Consider the following 26,446-nt stretch of genomic DNA (forward strand, 5'->3'; position numbering starts at 1 on the left):
CCCAACTGACGGGACAAAGAGCCGCTTTTTTGAAAGACTGCGAACGGGTTGATTCGCGGTTTGATGGGAGTGCGCATGGAGCGGCTTGCGGACAGGGTTATCCTCGTCTGGGGTTTCAAACGGTCGCTGCTGGCTATCGCCGCCGGGGCATTCGCGGTTCTGGCGCTGCCGCCCATCGGCTTTTTCGCGGCGATGTTCGTTTCCTTCACGCTGCTCGTCTGGCTGATCGACGGGGCGGCGGCTTCGCCTGAAAGCGGTCTGATCGGCAGACTGTGGCCGGCGTTTGCCACCGGCTGGCTGTTCGGCTTCGGCTATTTCGTCGCCGGCCTCTGGTGGCTCGGCCATGCGCTGCTGATCGATCAGGAAGAATTCGCCTGGGCGCTGCCGCTGGCAATCCTCGGGCTGCCTGCCTGTCTTGCGATCTTCTACGGCCTGGCGGCCGCCCTTGCCCGCATCGTCTGGTCTGATGGCATGGGGCGGATCGCCGCGCTTGCGGCTGGCTTCGGGCTGATGGAATGGCTTCGAAGCTTCGTCCTCACCGGCTTTCCCTGGAACGCCATCGGCTACGGCATCATGCCGGTTCCGCTGATGATGCAGTCGGCGCATGTGATCGGGGCGATGGGCGTAACGGCCCTTGCCGTCTTCGTCTTTTCTGCGCCTGCCCTTGCCGGGACGCGACAGGGCGCGCGACCGGGTATCGCGCTCGCCGTCCTCTTCTTTGCCGCCCATCTCGGTTATGGCGCCTATGCTCTCCATCTCGCGTCGCGGCCGGACACATTGCCTGAGGACAAGCGGCCGGTGGTACGGCTGGTGCAGCCGGCGATCGATCAGACAGCGAAAATGGATAACGACGTCGACCGCGCCGCGATCTTCGAGACGCATCTGAAGCTGTCGGCCGAAGCGCCGGAGAATGGCGGGCGCAAGCCCGATATCATCGTCTGGCCGGAAACGTCGATCCCCTTCATCCTGACCGACAACCAGGATGCGCTGACGCGGATTGCCGACACGCTCGACGACAGTCAGATCCTCATCGCCGGCGCCGTTCGCGCCGAGGAGATGGGACCAGGCACGCCGCCGCGCTACTATAATTCCATCTACGTGATCGACGGCCGCGGCCAGATCATCGCCGCCTCCGACAAGGTGCATCTGGTGCCCTTCGGCGAATATCTGCCCTTCGAGGACGTGCTCACCGAATTCGGCATCCAGAACGTCGTCGAGATACCGGGCGGCTTTTCGGCCGCCGCAAGCCGGCACCTGCTGGCGCTGCCCGGCGGGCTCAATCTCTATCCGCTGATCTGCTACGAGATCATTTTTCCCGGCGAAATGACCGGTGACATAAAAGACGCCAACGCGATCCTCAATATCACCAATGATGCCTGGTTCGGCGTAACGCCCGGCCCCCACCAGCATTTCCAGCAGGCGCGGGTACGGGCTGTTGAAACCGGCCTGCCGCTGATTCGCGACGCCAATAGCGGCATTTCAGCGCTGGTGAATGCACATGGGGAAATTATTGCGGGCCTCGATCTCGGAGAAACCGGCTTCGTCGATGCAACGCTCGATAGCATCGGCGATGGAGTCGGAACGACATTCCCCCGGCAAACTTACTTCTGGTTGACCGAGGCGCTGCTGATTTTGATTGCGCTAATTTCTCGCAGAGGTTTTATTTCCGGGTTGAATTGACCAAAAACCCCTAAAATTGCATAGTGATGTCAATCGGCGTTCTTAACGTATGTTTGAAGGTGGGTTCCTCACCGCTTGCAACGTGGCGTTTTGGGATGGATCAGGGGCATGCCGGTTAGAAACAGGTTGAAATTCTTAGCTAGGGCACGACCATGATTGAAAACAAGAAGAAGCCTAACCCGATCGACATCCATGTTGGCAGCCGTATTCGCCTCCGCCGTACGATGCTGGGCATGAGCCAGGAAAAGCTTGGCGAAAGCCTTGGCATTACCTTCCAGCAGATCCAGAAATACGAAAAGGGCACCAACCGCGTCGGCGCAAGCCGCCTGCAGAACATCTCGAACATCCTCAATGTTCCGGTGTCGTTTTTCTTCGAGGACGCGCCCGGCGAACATTCCAGTGGCGGCGGCGGCATGGAAGCCTCCAGCTCGAACTACGTCGTCGATTTCCTCTCCTCCTCGGAAGGACTGCAGCTCAATCGCGCCTTCGTCAAGATTTCCGATCCCAAGGTTCGCCGCAAGGTCGTGGAGTTGGTGAAAGCCCTGGCCGCTGAAGCCGACGCCGACTGACCACCCACCATCGCAGAATTCGAAAGGCGGTCGAAAGGCCGCCTTTTTTGCGTTTTTAGGGCAAAATTTGTCACTTTGCCGCAGATATAAAGATATATTTATGTCCTTCTGCGCTTGTCATCAGGCCTCGAACTGAGTACCTACTAGCTGGCTTTATTCTTTGAGGGGAATCCCGAAATGCGCGCAAATTATCTCTTTACCAGCGAATCTGTTGCCGAAGGTCATCCGGACAAGGTCTGTGACCGCATCTCCGACGAGATCGTCGATCTGGTCTACCGCGAAGCGGCCAAGACCGGCGTCAATCCGTGGGGCGTGCGCATTGCCTGCGAGACGCTGGCGACGACCAACCGTGTTGTCATCGCCGGCGAGGTCCGCCTGCCGCCGAGCCTGATGAAGAAGGACAAGGATGGCAAGGACGTCATCAATCCTTCGAAGTTCAAGGCTGCCGCCCGCCGCGCCATCAAGGATATCGGCTACGAGCAGGACGGCTTCCACTGGAAGACGGCAAAGATCGACGTGCTCCTGCACTCGCAGTCGGCGGATATCGCGCAGGGCGTCGACAGCGCCGCCGACCAGCAGGGCGACGAGGGCGCCGGCGACCAGGGCATCATGTTCGGTTATGCCTGCCGCGAAACGCCGGACCTGATGCCGGCGCCGATCTATTATTCCCACAAGATCCTGCAGCTGCTCGCAGTTGCCCGCAAGAAGGGCGACGGCGAAGTCGCCAAGCTCGGCCCCGACGCCAAGAGCCAGGTGACCGTGCGCTACGTCGACGGCAAGCCGTCGGAAGCAACCTCGATCGTGCTTTCGACCCAGCATCTCGACGAGAGCTGGGATTCGAAGAAGGTCCGCGCTGTCGTCGAGCCCTATATCCGCGAAGCGCTCGGCGAGCTGAAGATCGCCGACGATTGCAAGTGGTACATCAACCCGACCGGCAAGTTCGTCATCGGCGGACCGGACGGCGATGCGGGCCTCACCGGCCGCAAGATCATCGTCGACACCTACGGCGGCGCCGCTCCGCATGGCGGCGGCGCATTCTCCGGCAAGGACACGACCAAGGTCGACCGTTCGGCCGCCTATGCCGCTCGCTATCTTGCCAAGAACGTCGTCGCCGCTGGCCTTGCCGACCGTTGCACAATCCAGCTCTCTTACGCCATCGGTGTTGCTCAGCCGCTGTCGATCTATGTCGACCTGCACGGCACCGGCAAGGGTGTTTTCGAGGATCAGGTCGAAGCTGCGATCCGCCAGAACATGGACCTGTCGCCGTCGGGCATCCGCCGTCATCTCGACCTCAACAAACCGATCTACGCCAAGACCTCGGCTTATGGCCATTTCGGCCGCAAGGCCGGCCGCGACGGCTCGTTCTCCTGGGAGCGCACCGACCTCGTGAAGGCGCTCAAGGAATCCGTTAAGACCAAAGCCGCTGCATGACGGATATGGAACGCCGGGGGCGGGCGACCGAAGCCTTCTTCGGTCGCCGCAAGGGTAAGGCCCTGCGCGAACAGCAGGCCGAGACGCTGAACAGTCTCCTGCCGGCATTCCTGATCAATCTAACAGCGGCTCCGCCGGAGCCGCTGACTTCCCTCTTCCCGGTTCCGGTCGAAAAATTACGGCTGGAAATCGGTTTCGGCGGCGGCGAGCACCTGATCCACCGCGCGCTGGAGACGCCTTCGACCGGATTCATCGGCGTCGAACCCTTCGTCAATTCCATGCAGAAGCTGCTGTCGCGCATCGGTGAGACGGGTGCCTTCAATATCCGCGTCTATAATGACGACGCGACGCAACTGCTCGACTGGCTGCCGGACGGCGCACTCGATCAGATCGACCTGCTCTATCCCGATCCCTGGCCGAAGCGGAAGCACTGGAAGCGGCGTTTCGTCTCGAAAACCAATCTCGACCGTTTTCATCGCGTGCTGAAACCCGGCGGCCTGTTCTGCTTCGCCTCCGACATCGATACCTATGTAAACTGGACGCTGATCAAGTGCCGCAACCATGGCGGTTTCGACTGGATAGCCGACAATGCAGCCGATTGGCTGACGCCCTATGAGGGCTGGCCGAGCACACGTTACGAGGCCAAGGCGCGCCGCGAGGGCCGGTCTTCGGCCTATCTGACGTTCAGGAAAATCTGAGGCAGCCGGCAAGTCGGCGAACGCGCCTTTGATGTTCTTCGCGAGAGCAATCGCGTAGGACACTGATCTGATGGTTCCCGACAGCGACAAAAAACCGAACTGAAGGAGTTGCGCCCTGCCTTGCGACGCGTAGAGTTCCGCCGTTGGACCGGTTGCCATTAGCGCTCACGCGACTATTTTCTGTGCCGGCCACCCTCCTCTCAATGGAAGAGAGCTAATGACCGGGAGCAAGTCATGTGCCGAAATATAAAACCCCTGTTCAATTTCGATCCGCCGGCGACGGACGACGAGATCCATGATGCCGCGCTCCAGTTCGTGCGCAAGGTGAGCGGTACGACCAAACCGTCGAAGCGCAATGAGGTCGCATTCGAGCACGCGGTCAATTCCATCGCGGCATGTGCCCGCGAGCTGCTCGATTCGCTGGAAACGTCTCAACCTCCTCGTGATCGCGAAGAGGTAGCGGCAAAGGCGCGCGCGAGAACGGCGGTCCGGTTCGCTTAAGGAAACCCTGTCACGCACAGGAGATCTCAATCAAGGCTCAAATGGCCTTGACGGTCAGTGCAGGCTGACCGTCTTCAATTCGTCCTCGGCAGCCTTGAAAAAGGTGCTGGAGCGGTTGTCCGTCAAAAGGATCGGCGTGCCGTCGGCGCCGAAGAGTGCCCAGAGATCGACGTTCGGATCGATATCCGGCGCCTCGGGAAAGCACTTGGCGACCTCATCGGTCCGCATTTTTCTGATATAGGCGACCTCGCCGTTGCCGATGTGGGCAAGCTCGGATTTGGTCAAGTGAGACGTGGCTTCTTTCATCAACATTCCTGTTCCTCCGGGAGAAGGGACCAACGGTTCAACAACCGTTGTGCTACTCTGAGACCGAAATGTTAATTTTCTTGACCATGCGCGCGGGTTCCGGACGAATTAGATCGACGGAGAGCAGACCGTTCTTCAGGGCCGCACCCAGCACCTGCATGCCGTCGGCAAGAACGAAAGTACGCTGGAACTGCCGGGCGGCGATACCGCGATAGAGATAGTCCCGCTCACCCTGTTCGACCTGGCGGCCGCGGATCAGAAGCTGGTTCTCCTCAATGGAGACGTCGAGTTCCTCCTCGCTGAAGCCGGCCACGGCAAGGGTGATGCGCAGACGTTCCGGCGCGCCGCTGTCGGCGCCGATGCGTTCGATATTATAAGGCGGATATCCGTCACTCGCCTTGGAAATGCGCTCCAGCGTCTTTTCCATGGCATCGAAGCCCAGAAGCAGCGGGCTGGCGAAAGGAGTAATGCGGCTCATCTCTTTTCAAGTCCTTGATGCAAGCGACCATCCCGGACCTCAAGTGCAGCATCCGGATGCCGCTAATATGGGGACAGAATACCGGCGCCGCAAGGCATGGGCCGCGACGTGCCGGCGTCACCTCTCGATTTTAAAGTGATGGCGTCAGGCTCCTTCCTTGACAAAGCGCCTGCTGCCTCGCATCAAAACATGCCGCGCGGATTGTACTGATTTGTGACGGGACGTGAAGAAATCGGTGCATACTCCGATAACACGCAGTGCGAGGATGGAACGATCGGAATGGCAAGCGCAAGAAAGATCATCATCGACACGGATCCAGGCCAGGACGACGCGGCCGCCATCATGCTGGCCTTCGGCAGCCCCGACGAGCTGGAGGTGCTGGGGATCACGACGGTCGCCGGCAACGTGCCGCTTTCGTTCACCAGCCGCAATGCGCGCATCGTCTGCGAACTCTGCGGCCGGACGGAGACCGAGGTTTTCGCCGGCGCCGACGCGCCGATCGCCCGCAAGCTGGTGACCGCCGAACATGTGCATGGCAAGACCGGCCTTGACGGTCCGGAACTGAACGAACCAACGATGGCGCTGCAGCCTGGCCATGCCGTCGACTTCATCATCGAGACGCTGCGCCGCGAGCCGGAAGGTACGGTGACGCTGTGCACGCTCGGGCCGCTCACCAATATCGGCATGGCCTTCCAGAAAGCGCCTGATATCGCCCCCCGCATCCGCGAACTGGTGATGATGGGCGGCGGCTTCTTCGAGGGCGGCAACATCACGCCGGCGGCCGAATTCAACATCTATGTCGACCCAGAGGCGGCCGATATCGTCTTCCGCTCAGGCGTTCCGATCGTGATGATGCCGCTTGACGTGACGCATCAATTGCTGACCCGCAAGGACCGGGTGAAGCGCATGGCCGAGATCGGCACGGCGCCGGCAAAGGCCATGGTCGAGATGCTGGAATTCTTCGAACGCTTCGACATCGAGAAATACGGTTCCGACGGCGGGCCGCTGCACGACCCGACCGTCGTCGCCTACCTGCTGAAGCCGGAGCTTTTCAAGGGCCGGGACTGCAATGTCGAGATCGAGGTCCAATCCGAACTCACGGTCGGCATGACCGTCGTCGACTGGTGGCATGTGACCGAGCGCAAGCGCAACGCCAGGGTCATGCGCCATGTCGATGCGGACGGCTTCTTCGATCTGCTGATCGAACGCTTCGCCCGCATCTAAAGCTTCGGTTTCCCTTCCTCGCGAGGAGGAAGGAAACGATCTCAGGCGTCTTTTTCGTCGAAGACAGAGTTGGTTTCGGTTTCGGCCGGCTTCGGGCCGCCCTTGGCGACACCGACCATGGCCGGGCGCAGCACGCGCTCGCCGATGGTGAAGCCTGCCTGCACGACCTGGACGACGGTGTTGTTCGGCACGTCCGGGTTCGGCACCTCGAACATCGCCTGATGGAAATTCGGATCGAACTTCTGGCCAACCGGCTCCAGCTTGCGAACGCCGTGGCGTTCCAGAGCCGACAGCATGGCACGCTCGGTCATCTCGACACCCTCGATCAGCGTGCTCAGGCCGGCATCGGCAGTAGCCTTGGTTTCCGGAGAGATGGCGTCAAGCGCGCGGCGTAGATTGTCCGAGACGGCGAGCATGTCGCGCGCGAAACCCGCGACGGAATAGGACTTGGCATCCTTCACCTCGCGCTCGGTGCGGCGGCGCAGATTGTCCATCTCGGCAGCAAGGCGCAGATAGCGGTCGCGCAGCTCGCCGTTTTCGGCTTTCAGAAGCTCGATCGGGTCCGGCTGGGCGGGCTCTTGCTGCGCAGTTTCGTTCTCGACGTAGGCGGCAGCGTCGGCTGCGGCATCGGCCGCAGTTGCGTCAGGTCCGTTTTTCGTCGTGTCATCGGTCATGACGGTCTCCGGTTGGTGTCTTCAGATGCGCCCGATATCGAGGTTTGACCGAAAAAAATCAAGTCTGCGTGACAAAGAAGCGAAAATTCCGCGTGACTGATTGCTGCGCGTCAAAGCTGATTGCGCGAAAGGCGGGAGACGAGCTGGGCTGTGTAGTCCACCATCGGCACGATGCGGGAATAATTGAGCCGCGTCGGGCCGATAACGCCGACGGCACCGACGATACGATCGTCGTCGTCACGATACGGCGCGACGATGAGCGACGAGCCGGACAGCGAGAAGAGCTTGTTTTCCGAACCGATGAAGATGCGCACGCCCGAACCGCTTTCGGCGAGATTGAGGATCTCGATCAGGCTGTCCTTCTTCTCGAGATCGTCGAACAGCAGGCGCAGCCGGTCGAGATCCTCGGCGCCGGCAAGGCCTTCGAGCAGGTTGGCGCGGCCGCGGATGATCAGCTGCGTCGGCTTCCCCTCGTCCGGGCTGCCGGCCCAGACAGCGATGCCGCGCTCGACCAGATCGCGCGACAGGGCATCGAGTTCGTGACGGACGTCGTCTTTCAGCCGGCTTAATTGTTTGCGGAGCTCCGGTAGGGTCTGGCCGGACATATGGGCATTGAGAAAATTCGCCGCTTCCGTCAGCTGCGAGGAGGTGACGCCCGCCGGCAGTTCGATGATGCGGTTTTCCACCTGATCGTGATCGCCGACGAGCACGGCCAGCGCCTTTGTCGGTTCGAGCCGGATGAACTCGACATGTTTCAGCACCGGATCGCTTTTCGAGGTGATGACGAGGCCGGCGCCGCGCGAAATTCCGGATAACATGCGGCTTGCCTCGTTCATCATCGATTCGACGGGATTGCCGCCGCTTTCGGCACGCACCTGGCGGTCGATGCTGGCGCGCTCCTCGGCGGAGAGGTCGCCGACCTGCATGAAGGCATCGACGAAGAAGCGCAGGCCGATCTGGGTCGGCAGCCGGCCGGCGCTGACATGCGGCGAATAGATCAGGCCGAGCTCTTCGAGATCGCTCATCACGTTGCGCACCGAGGCCGGGGACAGCGACATCGGCAGGATACGGGACAGGTTGCGCGAACCGAGCGGCTCGCCGCTTTCCAGATAACCTTCGACGATGCGACGAAAAATTTCCCTGGAGCGCTCGTCCAGCGCAGCTACGGCATCCGAAACCGACGTCGACCTGATGCCCATGAAGCTTTCGAACCCGTGCTGATGATACTTCCCGAAAATATAGTCAAACTAACACCCGTGGCAAAAGGGAATTTGCAAATGAGCGCCGCCAATCGTAGAAGCGGTCAAATAAACCCCAGGAGATAAGAATGCGGCCTTCAGGCAGAAAGATCGACCAGATGCGCAAGGTCTCGTTCGAGCGCAATTTTTCCAAGCATGCGGAAGGCTCCTGCCTGGTGAAGTTCGGCGATACGCATGTGCTCTGCACGGCGAGCCTCGAAGAAAAGACGCCGCCATGGCTGCGCAATACCGGCAAGGGCTGGGTCACGGCCGAATACGGCATGCTGCCGCGGGCGACCGGCGAACGCATGAAGCGCGAGGCCGCCGCCGGCAAGCAGGGCGGCCGCACCCAGGAAATCCAGCGGCTGATCGGCCGGTCGCTGCGCGCCGTCGTCGACCTGCAGGCGCTCGGCGAACGGCAGATCACGCTCGATTGCGATGTCATCCAGGCCGATGGCGGCACGCGGACAGCGTCGATCACCGGCGGCTGGATCGCGCTTTACGACTGCCTGAAATGGATGGAAAGCCGCAACATGATCAAGGTCGACCGGGTCCTGAAGGATCATGTCGCCGCCATCTCCTGCGGCATCTTCGCCAGCCAGCCGGTGATCGATCTCGACTACATCGAGGATTCCTCGGCCGAGACCGATGCGAACTTCGTCATGACCGGCACCGGCGGGATTGTCGAGATCCAGGGCACGGCCGAAGGCACGCCGTTCAGCGAAGGCGAATTCACCTCGCTGATGCAGCTTGCCAGAAACGGCATCGGCGAACTCGTGGCGCTGCAGAAGCAAGCCGTCGAAGGATGAACCCCATGCTGGAAGGCATGTTGGAAACGGCGCTCTATGCGCGGGATCTCGATAAGGCCGAGACGTTTTACGAAGACGTTCTCGGGCTTGAAAAGATCGCCCGCGCCGCCAACCGGCACGTCTTCTTCCGCTGCGGGCCTGGCGTTCTGTTGATCTTCAATCCCGAAGAAACGGTGAAGCCGCCGGCGCCTGAAGCACTGCAGGTACCGCCGCACGGCACGAGCGGCCAGGGCCATGCCTGTTTCCGGGTGTCCGGCCGCAATATCGATGCCATGGCCGAACGGCTGACGGCGGCGGGCGTGGCGATCGAATCCGAAGTGCGCTGGCCGAACGGCGGCCGCTCGATCTATTTCCGCGATCCTGCCGGCAACAGCCTGGAATGCGCGGAGGCTAAAATCTGGGGCATCGAACAGGACATCTGAATGCGCAAGCTTGAAACGAAGACCATCGTCGTCGCCAGCCACAATGCGGGCAAGATTCGCGAGATCCAGGAATTGATCGGGCCGCTCGGCTTCACCGCCAAATCGGCCGCCGAGCTGAATTTCGTCGAACCGGATGAGACGGGCACGAGCTTCGAGGAGAATGCGACGATCAAGGCAATCGCCTCGGCCAATGCCGCCGGCATGCCGGCGCTGTCGGACGATTCCGGGCTGGTGGTCGACGCACTCGGCGGCGATCCCGGTGTCTACACCGCCAATTGGGCGGAGACATCAGACGGCACGCGCGATTTCGACATGGCGATGACCAAGGTGGAAAAGGCGCTGCAGGATGCCGGCGCGACAAAGCCGGAACTGCGCAGGGCGCGTTTCATCAGCGTGCTCTGCCTTGCCTGGCCGGACGGGCATACGGAGCTGTTTCGCGGCGAGGTGGAAGGCAGCGTCGTCTGGCCGCCGCGCGGCACGCAGGGCTTCGGCTACGATCCGGTCTTCCAGCCCGAGGGCTACGACATCACCTTCGGCGAAATGAGCGGCGAGGAAAAACACGGCTGGAACATCGGTAAGCCGCAAGCGCTGTCGCACCGGGCCCGCGCCTTCAAACTCTTTGTCGAAACCTGCCTGGAGGCATAAGGTCAGTCCGTGGACAATTTCGACACGCCAAGCACCTCGCGCGATGCGGCCCTGCTGCCCGATACCGGCGAGCCGGGCTTCGGCGTCTATGTGCATTGGCCCTTCTGCGCGGCGAAGTGTCCCTATTGCGACTTCAACAGCCATGTGCGCCACCAGCCGGTGGATCAGGAGCGCTTTACAGCGGCCTTCCTGAAGGAGATGGCGGCAGTCCGGGCGATCAGCGGCCCGAAGACGGTGACGAGCATCTTCCTGGGGGGCGGCACACCCTCGCTGATGAAGCCGGAAACGGTCTCCGCCATTCTCGACGGCATAGCGCGGCACTGGCATGTGCCTGATGGCATCGAGATCACCATGGAAGCCAACCCTTCGAGCGTCGAGGCCGAACGCTTCCGCGGCTACCGGGCAGCCGGCGTCAATCGCGTCTCGCTCGGCGTGCAGGCGCTGAACGACCGGGATCTGAAATTCCTCGGCCGGCTGCATGATGTCGCCGACGCGCTGAAGGCGATAAGGCTGGCGCGCGACATCTTTCCGCGCATGTCCTTCGATCTGATCTATGCCCGGCCGGAGCAGACGGTCGAGGAGTGGGAAAAGGAGCTGAAGGAGGCGATCTCCTATGCGGTCGACCATCTTTCGCTCTATCAGCTGACCATTGAGGAGGGCACGCCCTTCTACGGCCTGCACAAGGCCGGCAAGCTGATCGTACCGGACGGCGAGCAATCGGCAGTGCTCTACGAGGCGACGCAGGAGATCACCGCGCGCGAGGGCATGCCGGCCTATGAGGTTTCCAATCATGCCCGGCCTGGGGCCGAAAGCCGGCACAACCTGACCTACTGGCGCTACGGCGATTATGCCGGCATCGGCCCAGGCGCCCACGGCCGGCTGACGCGTGGCACCGAGAAGCTCGCAACGGCGGCCGAGCGCAAGCCGGAAACCTGGCTCGACATGGTCGAGCGCGACGGGCACGGCATTCTCGACGAGGAGCGGCTCGGCTTCGAGGAACAGTCCGACGAGCTGCTGCTGATGGGGCTGCGGCTGAGAGAAGGCGTCGATCTGGCCCGCTGGCAGCAGCTTTCCGGCCGCGACCTCGACCCGAAACGCGAGGAATTCCTGCTCGAACACAAATTCATCGAGCGGATCGGCAATTCACGCCTGCGCTGCACGCCCTCAGGCATGCTGATTCTCGATTCCGTCGTCGCCGATCTCGCCTGCTGATATCATAAGACGAATGGATTTGCAGCGCGACGGCATCGATGTTGCCGCCGTGCCGGAAGGCAGTCTCAGCCGTGGCTGGTGGCACCGGCCTTGAAGAGGCTGCCGGTCGGTGTCTTCAAAAACATCTCCAGCGGAATATGCTCCTGGTGCAGGAAGCCGGTCGCCGGCAACAGGCCGTCGCGGACCATCTCGATGACAGCGACGACGGAGGCTGACGTCGTCCAGGCGATCGCCGTGCGGCGCGCCCCGGCAATCTCGATCGGGTAATAAGCGCGTACGAATTCCTTGCGGCGCAGGCCGCCATTCTCGGTGCCCTCGGCGGCGACATGGACATAGACGACATCGTCCTCAACAGGCGGCTTGGCATTGGTCAGGATCTCGCCGGCGAGCTTGCGCTTATCGCGCATCAACAGCTCATGGAAGAAGAAGTTCATCAGCTCCATATGGCCGGGATACCGCATGGTCTTGTAATCGAGATTGTCGATCTTGCCGAGCATGGTGTCGCACATGGTGCCAAGGCCGCCCGACGTCGTGAAGGCTTCGAGCTTGACGCCGCCGACATAGACGGTCTCGTGCCATTCCATCGGCGAGACGAGCTTGCGCACACCGCCCTCGATGACCTCGCAGTCGTTCAGATATTCGTTGACGACGCCCTCAGGCGACCAGTTGAAGGCGTAGCCGAGCAGCCCGGTCGGATGCTGCGGCAGGGCGCCGACGCGCATGCGGATCGACCGGCAGCGATCGAAGCCATCGGCCAGGCTTGCGCCGACGATGCCGACGAAACCGGGCGCCAGGCCGCATTGCGGCGCCATCAGGCCGCGTGATGTCTTCGACAGCTCGATGATGAAATTGGTTGTGGGAACGTCTTCGGTCAGATCGAAATAATGGATACCGGCAAGATGGGCGGCGCGCGCCAGCTCAATGTTCAAATGATAGGGCAGGCAGGAGAGCACCGCCTCGACATTCGAGAGCAGTTCGCCGATCACTTGCGGATCGGAGATATCGCCGGTGCGGCACTTGAAGGGGACGTCGCTCAGCGGCAACTGCGCGTCGACGCCGATGACCTCGAAGCCGCCTTCATGCAACAGCGTCGCCGCCAGCCGTCCGACCTTGCCCAGGCCGAGAACGGCGATCTTTTCGAAACTCATTCATTCCTCCCACGCGCCGTTTTGGCGCTTCAGTCTTTGACATGCACGTCATGCGCGGGAGGTATAGAATAAAAAACTTATAAAGGAAAACGGCCGGAATCACTTCCGGCCGTGGATTTTTCGGAAAAACTAGTCGATTATTCGTTGATCAGGCGCTTCAGAAGCTCGACTTCATGCGAAAGCTTGGTGTCTCCCGAAATCAGCTCCTCGATCTTGCGCACGGCATGCAAAACGGTCGTGTGATCGCGCCCGCCGAACCGGCGGCCGATCTCCGGGAAGGAGCGCGGCGTCAACGTCTTCGACAGATACATGGCGATCTGGCGCGGCTTGACGATGACGCGGGTGCGGCGGTTCGACACCAGTTCCTGGCGCGAGACGTTGTAGTGCCTTGCGACGATGCGCTGGATATCCTCGATGCGCACACGACGGGGCTCGCCGGAGCCGACCAGATGGGCGAGCAGCTCGTCGACGCGTTCAATCGACAGGTTCGGCTCGAAGGAGCGGCGGAAGACCAGCTGGTTGAAGGCGCCTTCGAGTTCGCGGCCGCTGGCCGTGACGTTTCGGGCGACGTGCTGGAGCAGTTCGGCCGGAATTTCGAGCGATGGATCTTCGAGCCGGGCGACAGCAAGGCGACGCTTGAGGATTTCGAGACGCATCTCGTAATCCGGCGCGTCGAATTCGATCGCCACACCGCCCTGCAGGCGCGAGCGAACGCGGGGATCGAGCGACTCCAGTTCCCAGGGCGCACGGTCGGCAGCAACAACGACCTGCTTGGCGCTGTCGAGCAGCATGTTCAGGAGATGGCAGAATTCATGCTGGATCATCTTGCCCTGCAGGAACTGCATGTCGTCGATAATCAGGAGATCGATGTTGCGCAGCGAATCCTTCAGCGTCAGCGCATCATTGTCGCGGATCGCGGTGGCGAAGCGCCACATGAAATATTCGGCCGTCAGATAGACGACGCGCAGAGCCCGCGGGTTCTGCACCGCCGCATTGGCGACCGCCTGCAGCAGGTGGGTCTTGCCGAGGCCGACGGTCGAATGGATGAAGAGCGGGTTGAAGCGCACGGCGCCCTGACCGGCTTCCGCGATCGTCTTTGCAGCCGCAAGTGCTACCCGGTTGGAGCTGCCCTCGACGAAGGTGTCGAAGGTAAAGCGGGAGTCAAGTGGCGAACCGAAGAGCGGCGAGCCAAAGCTTGCGGGCCTTGCGGCGGCAACAGCCGAAACCGCCTGCTGGACGGCCTGACCGGCCGGCTGCGCGCTTGTCGGGCGGCGCATCTGCGCGGGGGCGGCTGGTTCCGGCGCGACCGCCTCATCGAGTGCTTTGGTGCCGTGGCGCGTTGCCGTGCGCACCAGGACTTCAATTTTCAGGATCTCCGGATCTTCGGCCTGGAACAGACCGGTGATGAGATCGAGATAACGATTGTTGATCCACGACTTCAGGAAGGTCGTGGGGACCGAAAGGCGAACCACGCTCTTCGATACCGAATGCAGCTTCAGCCTGGCAAACCAGCTGGCATAGACGTCAGGACCGACCTGGGCCTTCAAGCGCGCGCTGACGCGCTCAAATAAAATGCTCTGCTTCATTTCCGCCTTTGCTTCGCCCACTTCGAGGCGAATGGATCCGAACGTCTGCGGTGCCGCATCCCCATTGTCGAGCCCGCCCGTCGTCATCGTATTCATTTGCATAATGCCGCCTTTCAATTCCACCGGGCGGCATCCGCTAAAACAGCCGCCCGATCAATCCCCGCTTTGGCGGGCTGACGGATCCTCATGAGCCGCTCGCCTGCCGGTTCACTCAAAAACACTGGCCCCTCAACGGGACCGACGCAGAACTCCGTTGCAGGGGCCGCATTCATGCGGCAACCTTCATCGGCTTTCCGTGTCAGGCTGGCGATCGAACCTCGTTTTCGGCCGACCAACCCGAACGCAATATTACTTTAACCTTCTCCGGCGGCCTCGCCTTAAACGTGTGGCCACTGAAGGCACAAAACATCCCCGCTCCGTAACAGCCACGTTACGGCTCAAATCCGTCGAGTGCTTGAAAATACGGAAGCGCAGGGCTCCGTAACAAAAGGCACAAACTCATCGCCCTGCCGACGTGGCAGTTAAAACCGAGCCTCTGCAGGTGATGTCCGCGCCCTCTGTTGGAAGCCATTTAGGCAGGATCAAACGGCAATATCAACGATGAATTTTAGGCAAAATTAACAAGCGGCCATTGACTCCGCCTGCCCTTTTCGGGCGTCACACTAGCGTCAAAAAAGAATCGCAGTTGAATCAAAGAGATTCCCCCGTTCGGGCTATTTTGACACGCATTGAAAGAAAAAAAATAAAATCCTCTTGACTCCCCTGTAGTTCGGGAAGCTTGGGGCAGAGTCGCGCGGCGCAAAAGCATCCTTGCGCAAGCCATTGTTTTTTAACACTTTTTCCTGTCATGGCGCTGACACGAAACAGTCGCGAGATTAACCATGCAGGGGCTGATCGGTTGAATCGAAAAAGCCCGGTAAAATTACCGGGCTAATCATAAAGAAGAAGTCCTTAACGGAAGATTACGCGGTCGTGGTGACCGAAAGAGCCTTCACACGAGCGGCCAGACGCGAGACCTTGCGTGATGCCGTGTTGGAATGCAGCACACCCTTGCTGGCGGCGCGGGCAAGCTCGGGCTGAGCAGCCAGGAAAGCTTCCTTCGCCTTGGCGGCGTCACCGGATGCGATGGCCTCTTCGACCTGGCGAACGAAAGTACGAACGCGCGAGCGACGAGCCTTATTGACGTCGGTACGGCGGGCGATCTTGCGGGTCGCTTTTTTCGCCGAAGTTGTATTGGCCATGGATGCCTCTCTCAAGAATTCGAACAAACTCCGCCATTACCGCGGGCCCTGCGGCCACAAAATCCAGCAATGCGGGAGCAATCGCGGAAAACCAAACCGGCTTTCCGAACCGTGGGCGGGCATATAACTCTAAAGCCGGCCCACGTCAACGCGGATTTTCAAGCTTTACCACCGGCAAGCGCCTAAAAGCATTCAACGGTGCGTAAAAGCAGGTTTGCGCTTCTCGACGAAGGCCGCCATGCCTTCTTTCTGGTCTTCCGTGGCAAAGAGGCTGTGAAACAGGCGGCGCTCGAAACGTAAGCCCTCCTCCAGCGTGGTCTCGAATGCGCGGTTGACCGCCTCCTTGGCCATCATCACCGAGGGGAGCGACAGTGAAGCGATCCTTTCGGCGGCCGCCAGCGCCTCGTCGATGAGACGCTCGGGCGCGACCACACGCGAAACGAGTCCCGATCGTTCTGCCTCGGCAGCATCCATCATGCGGCCGGTCAGGATGAGATCCATCGCCTTCGCCTTGCCGACGGCGCGCGTCAGCCGCTGCGAGCCGCCCATGCCGGGAATGACGCCCAGGGTGATTTCCGGCTGCCCGAACTTCGCCGTCTCCGAGGCGATGATGAAATCGCACATCATCGCGAGCTCGCAGCCGCCGCCGAGCGCAAAACCGCTGACGGCAGCGATCACCGGCTTGCGCGCCTTGGCGACCTCATCCCAGCCGCTGATGAAATCACTCTTATAGATATCGGCGAACTCAAGCGGCTGCATCTCCTTGATATCGGCGCCGGCGGCAAAGGCGCGCTCGGAACCGGTCAGCACGATCGCCCCGACCGTCTCGTCGGCGTGGAAGGCGGCATAGGCCTCCTTCAGTTCCTTCAGGACGGTGGAATTCAGCGCATTCAGCGCCTGCGGGCGGTTCAGCGTGACGAGGCCGACATTGCCTCGGGTTTCGACGATCAGGGTCTCATAGGCCATGCTGTTCTCCCGGTTTCTCACTCTTGCTTCTGGCAGGCTTATTTCTGGCAGGTGGCGCAATAGAAAGTGGAGCGACCCGCCTGGACGATGCGGGCGACCGTACCGCCGCAGCCGGGCGTGCGGCAAGCCTGACTTTCGCGATCATAGACGGAGAAGAAATGCTGGAAATAACCGAGCGATCCGTCGGTCTGGATGTGGTCGCGCAGCGATGATCCGCCGGCGGCGATCGCATCGGCGATGACGTCGCGGATCGAGGCGACGAGCAGATCGAGCTGCGCCTTCGGCCGGCCAGTCGCCGTTACCAGCGTACCGGCGGCGCGGATCGGCGAAAGATGCGAGCGCCACAGCGCCTCGCACACATATATATTGCCGAGACCGGCAATGTTCTTCTGGTCAAGCAGCGCACTCTTCAGCGGCTGCGCCTTGTCCCGAAAGCGTTCGGCGAGATAGGCGGCGCTGAGCTCGTTTCCTGTCGGCTCCGGGCCGAGATCGCGAAAGAAGGGATGGGCGGCGAGATCGGCACGTCCCACCATATCCATGAAGCCGAAACGGCGCGGATCGTTGTAGACGACGCGGCGTGGGCCGCTGGCCGCTTGCAGATGGAAGACGACGTGATCGTGCTTCTCGTCCTTCGAGCGGGCATGGTGGAATTCGCCCGGCACGCCGGAGGCGGCACCCTCCTCAATGCGGTCTTCCTCAATGCGGCCTTCTTCAATGCGGAAAGAACCGGACATGCCGAGATGCGAAATCAGCGTGTTGCCGTCGTCGAGATCGACCAGCAGATATTTGGCGCGGCGGCCAAGGCTGACGATGGTGCGGCCGGAAACCCTGTCTGCGAAAGCGTCGGGAAAGGGGAAGCGCAGATCGCCGCGGCGCAGCTCCAGCCTGGTGACGCGCGTGCCCTCCATCGCCGGCGTCAGGCCGCGTTTCACCGTTTCGACTTCTGGCAATTCCGGCATCTTAACCCATCTATCTCTAACGTGTTTCAACCGACGACGATGTGCGCTATAGCGCCAGTGTGCCGCGGAAAACGCGGCCCATAGATAACGTCGCGCGCGGTCTTTCGCTATGGCCGCCGCGCCCGAATCGTCAGGAACGGAGCAGTCTGATGTCAGAAAGCCGCACTTCCGCCGATGGCGGCATGGAGACCTCCTATGGCTTCCGCCAAGTGGCTGACGGCGAGAAGCAGAGCCTGGTCAACCAGGTGTTCCACAAGGTCGCCAAGCGCTACGACATCATGAACGACGTCATGTCGATGGGCATGCACCGCGCCTGGAAGGATGCGATGATCTCGGCGCTGAACCCGCGCAAGGAGCCGGGCTACAAGGTGCTCGACGTGGCCGGTGGCACCGGCGACATCGCCTTCCGCATCGTCGAGGCGTCGGGCAGGCAGGCGCATGCCACTGTGCTCGACATCAACGGTTCGATGCTCGGCGTCGGCGCCGAGCGGGCCGAAAAGAAGAAGCTTTCCGGCAATCTCACCTTTGTCGAGGCGAATGCCGAGGAACTGCCTTTCGAGGCAGGCAGCTTCGACGCCTATACGATCGCCTTCGGCATTCGCAACGTGCCGAGGATCGATGCGGCGCTGTCTGAGGCCTATCGCGTCTTGAAGCGCGGCGGGCGGCTGCTGGTGCTGGAATTTTCCGAAGTCGATATGCCGCTTCTCGACAAGATCTACGATGCCTGGTCGTTCAATGCCATTCCGCAGTTCGGCAAGGCGATCACCGGCGATGCCGAACCCTACCAATATCTGGTGGAATCGATCCGCAAGTTCCCGAACCAGGAGAATTTCGCGGCAATGATCCGCCAAGCCGGCTTTTCGCGCGTCACCTTTACCAATTATACCGGCGGCATTGCCGCACTCCATTCCGGCTGGAAGCTCTGAGGGAATATGGGAAGTAAGGCCTTTCCTCCCTCATTCCTGTGCTTGTCACAGGAATCCAGCGCGCCCAAGTCCTTGGGCGCGGAATACTCCGTTATGTCTCCTGCTTCATTCACCGCGCCGACGCGCGGTGGCTGGATTCCTGTGACAAGCACAGGAATGAGGGGAGAGAACACGAATCTCCGTCAGCGGGGCACTGCAGCATGAGTACTTTCGGCGCATATTTCCGCCTTTGGCGCGTCGGTTGGGTGCTCGTGCGTGAGGGTGTCGTGTCAGCCCTTCCTTCCGAGGGGCTGCCACCGCCGGTGGCGCTCGCCAAATCCTTCGTCACGATTTTCGAGCGAAGCAAGGCGCGGCATCAGAAGCGCAGCGACCGGTTGGCCCAGGCTGTCGAGCGGCTCGGTCCCTCCTATGTGAAGATCGGGCAGTTCCTGGCAACGCGGCCGGATGTCGTCGGCGTCGAATTCGCCAACGACCTGTCGCAGCTTCAGGACCGGATGGCCTTCTTTCCCTCGGCGGCGGCCAAGGCCAATATCGAAGGCTCGCTGGGGCGGCCGATCGCCGAACTTTATGCGAGCTTCGGCGATCCGATCGCCGCCGCCTCGATCGCGCAGGTGCATCCGGCCGAGGTCGAGAGTGCCGAGGGCCGGAAGAAGGTCGCCGTCAAGATCGTGCGGCCCGGCGTGCGCCAGCGCTTTGCCCATGACATCGAGGCGATGTATCTCGTTGCCCATATGCAGGAGCGTTTCCTGCCGTCCAGCCGGCGGCTGCGGCCGGTCGAGGTGACGAAGACGCTGGAGCAGACGACGAAGGTGGAGATGGATCTTCGCCTGGAGGCGGCGGCTCTTTCCGAGATCGCCGAGAATACCGAACGGGATCCCGGCTTCCGCGTGCCGAAGGTCGACTGGGAGCGCACCGGGCGCGACGTCATCACCATGGAGTGGATCGACGGCACGCGGATGTCCGATGTCGAGGGCCTGCGCGCGGCGGGCCACGACCTCAACCTGCTTGCCGATACGCTGATCCAGTCGTTCCTGCGCCACACGCTGCGCGACGGCTTCTTCCATGCCGACATGCATCCGGGCAATCTCTTCGTCGATGCGGGCGGCATGATCGTCGCCGTCGACATGGGCATCGTCGGGCGGCTGGGCAAGAAGGAGCGGCGGTTCCTCGCCGAAATCCTTTATGGCTTCATCACCCGCGACTATATCCGGGTTGCCGAGGTACATTTCGAAGCCGGCTATGTGCCCGGTCACCACAATGTCGAGAGCTTCGCCCAGGCGATCCGGGCGATCGGCGAGCCGATCCACGGACAGCCCGCCGAGACGATCTCGATGGGCAAGCTGCTGACGCTACTGTTCGAAGTGACCGAACTCTTCGACATGGCGACGCGGCCGGAACTGGTGATGCTGCAGAAAACCATGGTCGTGGTCGAAGGCGTGTCGCGCATGCTCAATCCGCGATTCAACATGTGGAAGGCCTCCGAGCCTGTCGTCGGTGACTGGATCCGCACCAATCTCGGTCCGAAACGGATCGCCACCGATCTCAAGGACGGGCTGAAGGCGGCGGTAAAGCTCGCCGAAGCCGTGCCCGAAATCGCGGCAAAGACCGAAAAATTCCACCATCAGCTGCTGCATATGAGCGAGCACGGCTTACGTTTCGACGCTGAGACGGCGGAGGCGATCGGCAAGGCCGAAGCGCGGCACAACCGCTCGGCCAAAATCGCCTTGTGGGTCATCGCCTTGACGCTTGTCTATATTGCCTGGATGCTGAGCTGATCGCCTGCCAAACACATGCTGTGTTCGGCATTTGGGATATCCCATGTGACGGATGGCTCGCTTAGTCTCTCGTTCCGAGCATGATGCCGAAAAGTGTGAGCGGTTTTCGGGCGACATCATGCTCTGAATCCTGTTTTAGGGAGATAGGCACATGAAGCACGAACGCCCTGGCATCGAACTTTCCGGACGGCCGCTCGGTTTTGCCGAGATGGTGACGATCGGGGCGGGCAAGGCTGCGATTTCGGCTTCGGCGACGGGCATGGCCCGCATCGCGATCGCCCGCGAGGTCGTCGAGGATGCGATCGCCTCCGGCATGCCCGTCTACGGCTCAACGACAGGCGTCGGCGCCATGAAGGATGTGGAGTGGTCGGCCGACGAACTCGACACCTTCAATCTCGGTCTGGTGCGTGCCCACCATTTCGGCACCGGCACCCCCTTTTCCTGCAATGTCGTGCGCAATGCCATGGCGATCCGCGTCAACACGGCGCTGACCGGCCAGGTCGGCTGCACGCCGGAACTGATCCAGGCCTATATGACGATGCTCGAGGCCGATCTGATCCCGGTCGTGCGCCGCACCGGCTCGATCGGCTGTGCCGATATCGGGTTGATGGGACAGATCGGCGCGGTGCTGACGGGGGTCGGCGAAGCGATCTATCGCGGCAACCGGATGCAGGCGGCAGAGGCTTTCCGGGCGGCCGGGCTGGAACCGGTGCGGATGGCGCCGCGTGACAGCCTCGCCTCGCTCAGCATCAATGCGGTGAGTTTTGCCTCGGCGGCGGAAACGACACGCAATGCTGCGGCCTCAATCCGCATCCTGCTGGCGACGGCGATGATGGCCGCTGGCGCGCTCGGCGCTTCCCGCGACCCGTGGAAGGCGGTCAGGCATGTCGGAACGGCGCGCGAGGCGCTGATCGGCGCCTGGCTCTGCAATGCCTCCGACGAATGGAACTGGCCCGTCGCAACACATGTGCAGGATCCGCTCAGCCTGCGCATGATCGCGCAGGTGTTCGGCGCGGTGATCGAGAACCTCTTATCGACCGGCCATAAGATCCTTGCCGCCACCGGCCGCTCGGACGACAATCCCGTCGTCGTCGAAGGCCGGGTGATGACGTCCGGGGGTTCGCTTCCGCTCGATGTGACGATCCTGCTCGAATCGGCAGCACTCTGCATGGCACATGCGGCGCGCAACGCCTTCAACCGCTGCGTCATTCTCGGCAACGGCCAACGGCGCGACCTGCCGGTCAACCTCGTGCCGCCGGGGCGGATCGCCACCGGTTTCGGGCCGATCATCAAGCTTGCCGGCGAGATTTTCTCGCGCGTGCTGTCGATGTCCAATCCCGTGTCGGCCCAGTCGCTGGTCGTCGCAGCCGGGCTGGAGGACGAGGCAGCCTTCCTGCCGCTCGTCATCGAGCGCTTCGAACGGCAGATGCAAGCACTGAAGCGCCTTGCGGCGCTCGAGGCGCTGCTGTCTGCCCAGGCGATCGACATTCTCGGCGACGAACCGAAGGGCGTCGCGGGCATGCTCTACGAGGTCGTGCGCAAACATGCGGATTTCTATATCGTCGACAGGCCGCTTTCGGCCGAGGTGGAGGCGATCGAGGAGGAACTTGGTTCGGACGACTTTGTTACCAAGCTGACCGAGCAGGTTCCGATCGCCTCCTTCGACGATTTCTTCGCGCTCGGCTCGCTGGAGCGCATCGAGGAACGGCTAACCCGTCACGAGCCGGCAGCAGTCTGATTTCCAGTTACGGAGGAAGCAGCATGGACTTCGATCTCGTTTTGCAGGGCACGGTGGTGCTGCCGGACCGCATTCTCGACGAGGGTTATGTCGCCGTTCGCGACGGCAAAATCGCCGAAGTCGGCCTCGGCGTGCCGCCTGCGGGCCGCGAACGGCACCTGCTCGGAAAAGCGCTGATCCTGCCCGGTGCGATCGACGCGCAGGTGCATTCGCTTTCCCAGAAGGACCAGGAGGATTTCCTCTGGTCGACGCGCTCGGCGGCAGCCGGCGGCGTGACATCAATCGTCGACATGCCCTATGACGAAGGCAATCTCGTCTGCTCGGCAGCGGCAGTGAAGCGGAAGATTGATCATGCCGGCCCGCAGGCGCGCATCGATTTCGCGCTTTACGGCACCGTCGATCCGGAAGAAGGCCCGGCGCGGATCCGTGAGATGGTGGAGGCAGGCGTTGCGGCCTTCAAATTCTCGACATTCGGTACCGATCCCAAGCGCTTTCCGCGCATTCCGCCGGCCCTGCTCGACGCCTGCTTTGCGGCCATCGCGCCGACGGGACTGACGGCGGGCGTGCACAATGAAGACGACGAGGCGGTGCGCAGTTACATGGAACAGGTGAAGGCGAGCGGCATCACCGATTGGCGGGCGCACGGCCTGTCGCGGCCGCCGATCACCGAGCTGCTGGCGATGCATACGATCTTCGAGACCGGCGCCAATACCGGCTGCCCGGCGCATGTGGTGCACTGCTCGCTCGGGCGCGGCTACGATATCGCGCGCGCCTATCGCCGCGACGGCTTTGCGGCGACTGTGGAATGCTGCATCCACTATCTGACGCTCGACGAGGAAAACGACGTGAAGCGCCTTGGCGGCAAGGCGAAGATCAATCCGCCCGTGCGGTCGCGCGCCGAGGTGGAGACGCTCTGGCGGAAGGTGGCCGAGGGCGATGTCTGGCTGGTCTCGACCGATCACGTCAGCTGGTCGGAAAACCGCAAGACCAATCCCGACATGCTCGCCAACGCCTCCGGCGTTCCCGGTCTCGAGGTGATGGTGCCGCTTTTCGTCAAAGGCGCCGTCGAACGCGGCATTCCGCTGACATGGGCAGCCAGGCTGATGGCGGAGAACCCGGCGAAGCATTTCCGGCTCGACCATATCAAGGGCGCGCTGACCCCGGGCAAGGACGCCGATATCGTCGTGCTTGAACCGCGCGACAGCGTCTATGATGCCGCCGTGAGCGGCAACAATGTCGTCGGCTGGAGCCCCTATAACGGTATCCGCCTGCCCTGGACCGTTTCCGCCACCTACCTCAGGGGCGAAAAGATCGCCGAGGGTGCCAAGGTGCTGGCCAAACCCGGCACCGGCCGCTTCGTACGGCCGCTGCCGCGCCAGGCCATTGCGGGAATTGAAACATGAGCCGCAATCTACCCGTCAATGCCAGCCGGATCGCTGACGATATCGATACGTTGGCCGGGATCACCGAGCCGGGGCATCCCTGGACGCGACGGGCCTTCTCGCCGCTCTTTCTCGACGGCCGAGCCTATATCGAAGCGCGGATGAAGGCGGCGGGGCTGGAAACGCGGATCGATGCCGCCGGCAATCTGATCGGCCGCCGGACAGGCCGGAAACCATGGCTCGGCACGATCATGGTCGGCTCGCATTCCGACACGGTGCCCGACGGCGGCCGCTTCGACGGTATCGCCGGCGTGATTGCGGCGCTGGAGGTAGCGCGGGCTCTTGTTGACCAGAATATCGAGCTCGATCACGATCTCGAAATCGTCGATTTCCTTGCCGAGGAGGTGAGCATCTTCGGCGTCTCCTGCATCGGCAGCCGCGGCATGACCGGCCAGTTGCCGGAGGCCTGGCTTTCGCGCGTCAGCGACGGGCGCGATCTGGCCGAAGGCATCGCCCAGGTCGGTGGCAGACCCGATGTGCTGATGCAGCAGAACAGGCCCGATATAGCGGGCTTTCTCGAACTCCATATCGAACAAGGCCCGGTGCTCGAAGCCGAAAAGGAGGATATCGGCATCGTCACCGCGATATCGGGCATCACCCGTATCGAGATCACCGTCGAAGGGCGGGCCGATCATGCCGGCACGACGCCGATGGACCGGCGGGCGGATGCGCTGGTGGCGGCGTCACAGCTGGTGCTCGACATCCGCAATGCCGCCGCCGAACTTGCCAAATCGCCAAGGCATTTCGCGGCAACGGTCGGCGAATTCAGGATCGAGCCGAATGCCGCCAATGTCGTGCCGTCGAAGGTGGTTCTGCTGATCGATGGCCGGGCCGAAATCCGCGCCGACATGGAGGCATTCTGCCGCTGGCTCGACGGCCACGTCGAAAAGCTGGCAGGCGCCTATGGCGTGACGATCAAGACGCCGAACCGGGTTTCCGACAATCAGCCAACACCTGGCGATGCCGGGCTGCTGTCGACCTTGGAGGCTGCCTGCGAACGTGTCGGCGCAAAACATCGGCGCATGGCCTCCGGTGCGGGACACGATACGGCCTGGATCGCCAAGGTAGCGCCGGCGGCGATGATCTTCGTGCCCTGCCGGGAAGGCCGCAGCCATTCGGCCGACGAATGGGCTGACAATGACGATATCGCACTCGGCGCCGCCGTGCTTTTTGAGGCAGTGCGCGAGATGGACAAAAGCTTGAATCAGGAGAAGGCGAATGGGACGCATACTCGTTGAGAAGGACGTGGAAGCTGCCGTCAAGGGCGGCTCCGTCTATGCCGCCGGCGGCGGCGGCTGGGCCGATCACGGACGGATGCTCGGTTATGCCGCCGTCAATGTCGGCAAGCCCGAGCTGGTCTCGATCGACGAACTGAAGGACGAGGACTGGATTGCCACCGCAGCCGCGATCGGCGCGCCGGCCTCCACCACCCCCTGGGAAATGCAGGGCATCGATTATGTGAAGGCGGTGCAACTGCTGCAGGAGGCGCTCGGCGAAAAGCTTTCCGGGCTGATCATCGGCCAGAACGGCAAATCCTCGACGCTGAACGGCTGGCTGCCGTCGGCAATCCTCGGCACCAAGGTGGTCGACGCGGTCGGCGATATCCGCGCGCATCCGACGGGCGACATGGGCTCGATCGGCATGGCCGGCTCGCCCGAGCCGATGATCCAGACCGCCGTCGGCGGCAATCGCGCCGAGAACCGTTACATCGAACTGGTGGTGAAGGGGGCGACGGCGAAGATCTCGCCGGTGCTGCGCGCCGCCGCCGATCAATCCGGCGGCTTCATCGCCAGCTGCCGCAATCCTCTCCGAGCCTCCTATGTCCGCAGCCATGCGGCGCTCGGCGGCATCTCGATGGCGCTTGCGCTCGGCGAGGCGATCATCGCGGTGGAGAAGCGCGGCGGATCTGCCGTCATCGATGCGATCTGCAAGACGACGGGTGGGCATATCCTTGCCGGAGGCGTCATCACTCGCAAGGACGTCGTCTACACCAAGGAAGCCTTCGACATCGGCACGGTCACCGTCGGCACGGGCGAAAAGTCGGTGACGCTGCATGTGATGAACGAATACATGGCGGTGGACAATGCCGATGGCAAAAGGCTTGCCACCTTCCCCGCCGTCATCACCACGCTTTCACCGGAGGGCGAGCCGCTCAGCGTCGGCCAGCTTCAGGAGGGCATGCATGTTTTCATCCTGCATGTGCCGATGGAGATCATTCCGCTTTCGGCTAGCGTGCTCGATCCGACTGTCTATCCCGTCGTCGAAAAGGCGATGGGGATCGAGATCGCACGTTATGCACTGGCGACGAAGGCCTGAGCCATGGCGCGCGATCCCGGTCTCGAAGAACTGATGCGTGAGGAACTCGGCGATCGGCCGGGCCTTGCCGAAAAATCCATGTTCGGCGGCTGGGCCTTCATGCTGAACGGCAATCTTCTCTGCTGCGCGCGCCATGACGGCATGCTGATCCGTCTCGGCAAGGGCAATGATGGCTGGGCCCTGGCGCTGCCGGGCGTGATCCAGATGCTGTCTGGCGAACGTGTCATGCATGGCTGGGTGCGAGGCGGTGCCGAGGTTTACGGCGACGATGCTCTGAGACGGCGTCTGCTCGATGCGGCGCTCGCCTATGTGGAATCGCTGCCGAGCAAATAGCAAACGATGCCATTCCCCCTTCTCCCCAGCGGGGAGAAGATGTCCGAAGGACAGATGAGGGGGTGAGCGGCAAGGCCGCGAGTGCACTGAGCGCAAGCGAAGGGCAACATATAGATCCTGCCGTGCAGC

At 62.0% G+C, this 26,446-nt stretch carries 26 protein-coding genes; 17 read left to right on the forward strand and 9 right to left on the reverse strand.

Annotated features, from left to right (window positions below; genetic code table 11):
• Nucleotides 1-75: 75 nt before the first annotated feature.
• The 5 genes from lnt (at nucleotide 76) to RWJ89_RS31320 (ending at nucleotide 4,879) form a co-directional block, all read left to right on the forward strand.
• The gene (gene lnt, locus RWJ89_RS31300; RefSeq protein ID WP_168283939.1) at nucleotides 76-1,680 is read left to right on the forward strand and encodes an apolipoprotein N-acyltransferase; all 1,605 of its coding nucleotides are present in this window, start codon (nucleotides 76-78) and stop codon (nucleotides 1,678-1,680) included.
• A 152-nt stretch (nucleotides 1,681-1,832) separates the two neighbouring features.
• Nucleotides 1,833-2,249: a helix-turn-helix domain-containing protein gene (locus RWJ89_RS31305; RefSeq protein ID WP_020048186.1), complete on the forward strand. Its 417-nt coding sequence runs from the start codon at nucleotides 1,833-1,835 to the stop codon at nucleotides 2,247-2,249.
• 177 nt (nucleotides 2,250-2,426) lie between these two features.
• On the forward strand, nucleotides 2,427-3,680 hold the full coding sequence (gene metK, locus RWJ89_RS31310; protein ID WP_017958694.1) for a methionine adenosyltransferase: 1,254 nt from the start codon (nucleotides 2,427-2,429) through the stop codon (nucleotides 3,678-3,680).
• Nucleotides 3,677-4,378 (forward strand): tRNA (guanine(46)-N(7))-methyltransferase TrmB, encoded by a 702-nt coding sequence (gene trmB / locus RWJ89_RS31315; protein ID WP_222060451.1) that lies wholly within the window; start codon nucleotides 3,677-3,679, stop codon nucleotides 4,376-4,378. The genes metK and trmB overlap by 4 nt, the downstream gene beginning before the upstream one ends.
• Nucleotides 4,379-4,612: 234 nt before the next feature.
• A complete protein-coding gene (locus RWJ89_RS31320) occupies nucleotides 4,613-4,879 on the forward strand; it encodes a DUF2277 domain-containing protein (protein ID WP_017958692.1) in 267 nt (88 codons plus the stop codon).
• A 54-nt stretch (nucleotides 4,880-4,933) separates the two neighbouring features.
• Here RWJ89_RS31320 and RWJ89_RS31325 read toward each other — a convergent pair whose 3' ends face one another.
• On the reverse strand, nucleotides 4,934-5,191 hold the full coding sequence (locus RWJ89_RS31325; RefSeq protein WP_003544838.1) for a DUF1150 family protein: 258 nt from the start codon (nucleotides 5,189-5,191) through the stop codon (nucleotides 4,934-4,936).
• A gap of 46 nt (nucleotides 5,192-5,237) precedes the next feature.
• Nucleotides 5,238-5,663 carry an Hsp20 family protein gene (locus RWJ89_RS31330; protein WP_131662960.1) on the reverse strand — a complete coding sequence of 142 codons (426 nt, stop codon included), beginning with the start codon at nucleotides 5,661-5,663 and terminating at the stop codon, nucleotides 5,238-5,240.
• Between the two features lie 279 nt (nucleotides 5,664-5,942).
• On the opposite strand from RWJ89_RS31330, the gene RWJ89_RS31335 reads away from it, so the two are divergent.
• Nucleotides 5,943-6,887, forward strand: a complete 945-nt coding sequence (locus tag RWJ89_RS31335) for a nucleoside hydrolase (protein ID WP_131662959.1) — start codon at nucleotides 5,943-5,945, stop codon at nucleotides 6,885-6,887.
• Nucleotides 6,888-6,928: 41 nt separating this feature from the next.
• Here RWJ89_RS31335 and grpE read toward each other — a convergent pair whose 3' ends face one another.
• Together grpE and hrcA are read right to left on the reverse strand one after the other, a co-directional pair.
• Nucleotides 6,929-7,561, reverse strand: coding sequence for a nucleotide exchange factor GrpE (grpE, locus tag RWJ89_RS31340; protein ID WP_131662958.1), 633 nt, complete (start codon nucleotides 7,559-7,561; stop codon nucleotides 6,929-6,931).
• Between the two features lie 110 nt (nucleotides 7,562-7,671).
• On the reverse strand, nucleotides 7,672-8,760 hold the full coding sequence (gene hrcA, locus RWJ89_RS31345) for a heat-inducible transcriptional repressor HrcA (RefSeq protein WP_012755759.1): 1,089 nt from the start codon (nucleotides 8,758-8,760) through the stop codon (nucleotides 7,672-7,674).
• Between the two features lie 128 nt (nucleotides 8,761-8,888).
• Between hrcA and rph the strand changes: the two genes are divergently transcribed.
• Genes rph through hemW form a run of 4 tightly spaced genes read left to right on the forward strand, consistent with a single transcriptional unit; the run spans nucleotide 8,889 to nucleotide 11,887 of the window.
• Entirely contained in the window at nucleotides 8,889-9,608 is a 720-nt protein-coding gene (gene rph, locus RWJ89_RS31350; protein ID WP_017958689.1) for a ribonuclease PH, read from the forward strand.
• Nucleotides 9,605-10,030, forward strand: a complete 426-nt coding sequence (locus RWJ89_RS31355; RefSeq protein ID WP_131662957.1) for a VOC family protein — start codon at nucleotides 9,605-9,607, stop codon at nucleotides 10,028-10,030. The genes rph and RWJ89_RS31355 overlap by 4 nt, the downstream gene beginning before the upstream one ends.
• Nucleotides 10,031-10,675: an RdgB/HAM1 family non-canonical purine NTP pyrophosphatase gene (gene rdgB, locus RWJ89_RS31360; protein WP_131662956.1), complete on the forward strand. Its 645-nt coding sequence runs from the start codon at nucleotides 10,031-10,033 to the stop codon at nucleotides 10,673-10,675. It begins immediately after the preceding gene.
• A gap of 9 nt (nucleotides 10,676-10,684) precedes the next feature.
• Nucleotides 10,685-11,887 carry a radical SAM family heme chaperone HemW gene (gene hemW / locus RWJ89_RS31365; protein ID WP_316031945.1) on the forward strand — a complete coding sequence of 401 codons (1,203 nt, stop codon included), beginning with the start codon at nucleotides 10,685-10,687 and terminating at the stop codon, nucleotides 11,885-11,887.
• Between the two features lie 65 nt (nucleotides 11,888-11,952).
• Here the strand turns inward: hemW and RWJ89_RS31370 are convergent, their stop codons facing one another.
• From RWJ89_RS31370 to mutM, 5 genes are all read right to left on the reverse strand, one after another.
• Nucleotides 11,953-13,035 (reverse strand): saccharopine dehydrogenase family protein, encoded by a 1,083-nt coding sequence (locus tag RWJ89_RS31370; RefSeq protein ID WP_316031946.1) that lies wholly within the window; start codon nucleotides 13,033-13,035, stop codon nucleotides 11,953-11,955.
• Between the two features lie 137 nt (nucleotides 13,036-13,172).
• A complete protein-coding gene (dnaA, locus tag RWJ89_RS31375) occupies nucleotides 13,173-14,723 on the reverse strand; it encodes a chromosomal replication initiator protein DnaA (RefSeq protein WP_131662954.1) in 1,551 nt (516 codons plus the stop codon).
• Between the two features lie 860 nt (nucleotides 14,724-15,583).
• Entirely contained in the window at nucleotides 15,584-15,862 is a 279-nt protein-coding gene (rpsT, locus tag RWJ89_RS31380; protein WP_003544819.1) for a 30S ribosomal protein S20, read from the reverse strand.
• 192 nt (nucleotides 15,863-16,054) lie between these two features.
• Complete coding sequence (locus RWJ89_RS31385; protein WP_316031947.1) at nucleotides 16,055-16,828, reverse strand: enoyl-CoA hydratase; 774 nt, start codon at nucleotides 16,826-16,828, stop codon at nucleotides 16,055-16,057.
• Between the two features lie 38 nt (nucleotides 16,829-16,866).
• On the reverse strand, nucleotides 16,867-17,787 hold the full coding sequence (gene mutM, locus RWJ89_RS31390; protein ID WP_316031948.1) for a bifunctional DNA-formamidopyrimidine glycosylase/DNA-(apurinic or apyrimidinic site) lyase: 921 nt from the start codon (nucleotides 17,785-17,787) through the stop codon (nucleotides 16,867-16,869).
• A 149-nt stretch (nucleotides 17,788-17,936) separates the two neighbouring features.
• Here mutM and ubiE point away from each other — a divergent pair, with 149 nt between their 5' ends.
• From ubiE to RWJ89_RS31425, 7 genes are all read left to right on the forward strand, one after another.
• Nucleotides 17,937-18,713 (forward strand): bifunctional demethylmenaquinone methyltransferase/2-methoxy-6-polyprenyl-1,4-benzoquinol methylase UbiE, encoded by a 777-nt coding sequence (gene ubiE / locus RWJ89_RS31395; RefSeq protein ID WP_316031949.1) that lies wholly within the window; start codon nucleotides 17,937-17,939, stop codon nucleotides 18,711-18,713.
• Between the two features lie 200 nt (nucleotides 18,714-18,913).
• Nucleotides 18,914-20,488: a 2-polyprenylphenol 6-hydroxylase gene (gene ubiB / locus RWJ89_RS31400; protein WP_316031950.1), complete on the forward strand. Its 1,575-nt coding sequence runs from the start codon at nucleotides 18,914-18,916 to the stop codon at nucleotides 20,486-20,488.
• A gap of 151 nt (nucleotides 20,489-20,639) precedes the next feature.
• A complete protein-coding gene (locus RWJ89_RS31405; RefSeq protein ID WP_222415183.1) occupies nucleotides 20,640-22,226 on the forward strand; it encodes an aromatic amino acid lyase in 1,587 nt (528 codons plus the stop codon).
• Nucleotides 22,227-22,249: 23 nt separating this feature from the next.
• A complete protein-coding gene (locus tag RWJ89_RS31410; protein WP_316031951.1) occupies nucleotides 22,250-23,629 on the forward strand; it encodes a dihydroorotase in 1,380 nt (459 codons plus the stop codon).
• Nucleotides 23,626-24,906 carry a Zn-dependent hydrolase gene (locus RWJ89_RS31415; protein ID WP_316031952.1) on the forward strand — a complete coding sequence of 427 codons (1,281 nt, stop codon included), beginning with the start codon at nucleotides 23,626-23,628 and terminating at the stop codon, nucleotides 24,904-24,906. Before RWJ89_RS31410 ends, RWJ89_RS31415 begins: the two co-directional genes overlap by 4 nt.
• Complete coding sequence (locus RWJ89_RS31420) at nucleotides 24,887-25,984, forward strand: DUF917 domain-containing protein (RefSeq protein ID WP_316031953.1); 1,098 nt, start codon at nucleotides 24,887-24,889, stop codon at nucleotides 25,982-25,984. Before RWJ89_RS31415 ends, RWJ89_RS31420 begins: the two co-directional genes overlap by 20 nt.
• A 3-nt stretch (nucleotides 25,985-25,987) precedes the next feature.
• The gene (locus RWJ89_RS31425) at nucleotides 25,988-26,317 is read left to right on the forward strand and encodes a TfoX/Sxy family protein (protein WP_020052607.1); all 330 of its coding nucleotides are present in this window, start codon (nucleotides 25,988-25,990) and stop codon (nucleotides 26,315-26,317) included.
• Nucleotides 26,318-26,446 lie beyond the last annotated feature (129 nt).

The organism is Rhizobium sp. 10PS4 (assembly GCF_032464805.1).
Classification (GTDB): domain Bacteria; phylum Pseudomonadota; class Alphaproteobacteria; order Rhizobiales; family Rhizobiaceae; genus Rhizobium; species Rhizobium laguerreae.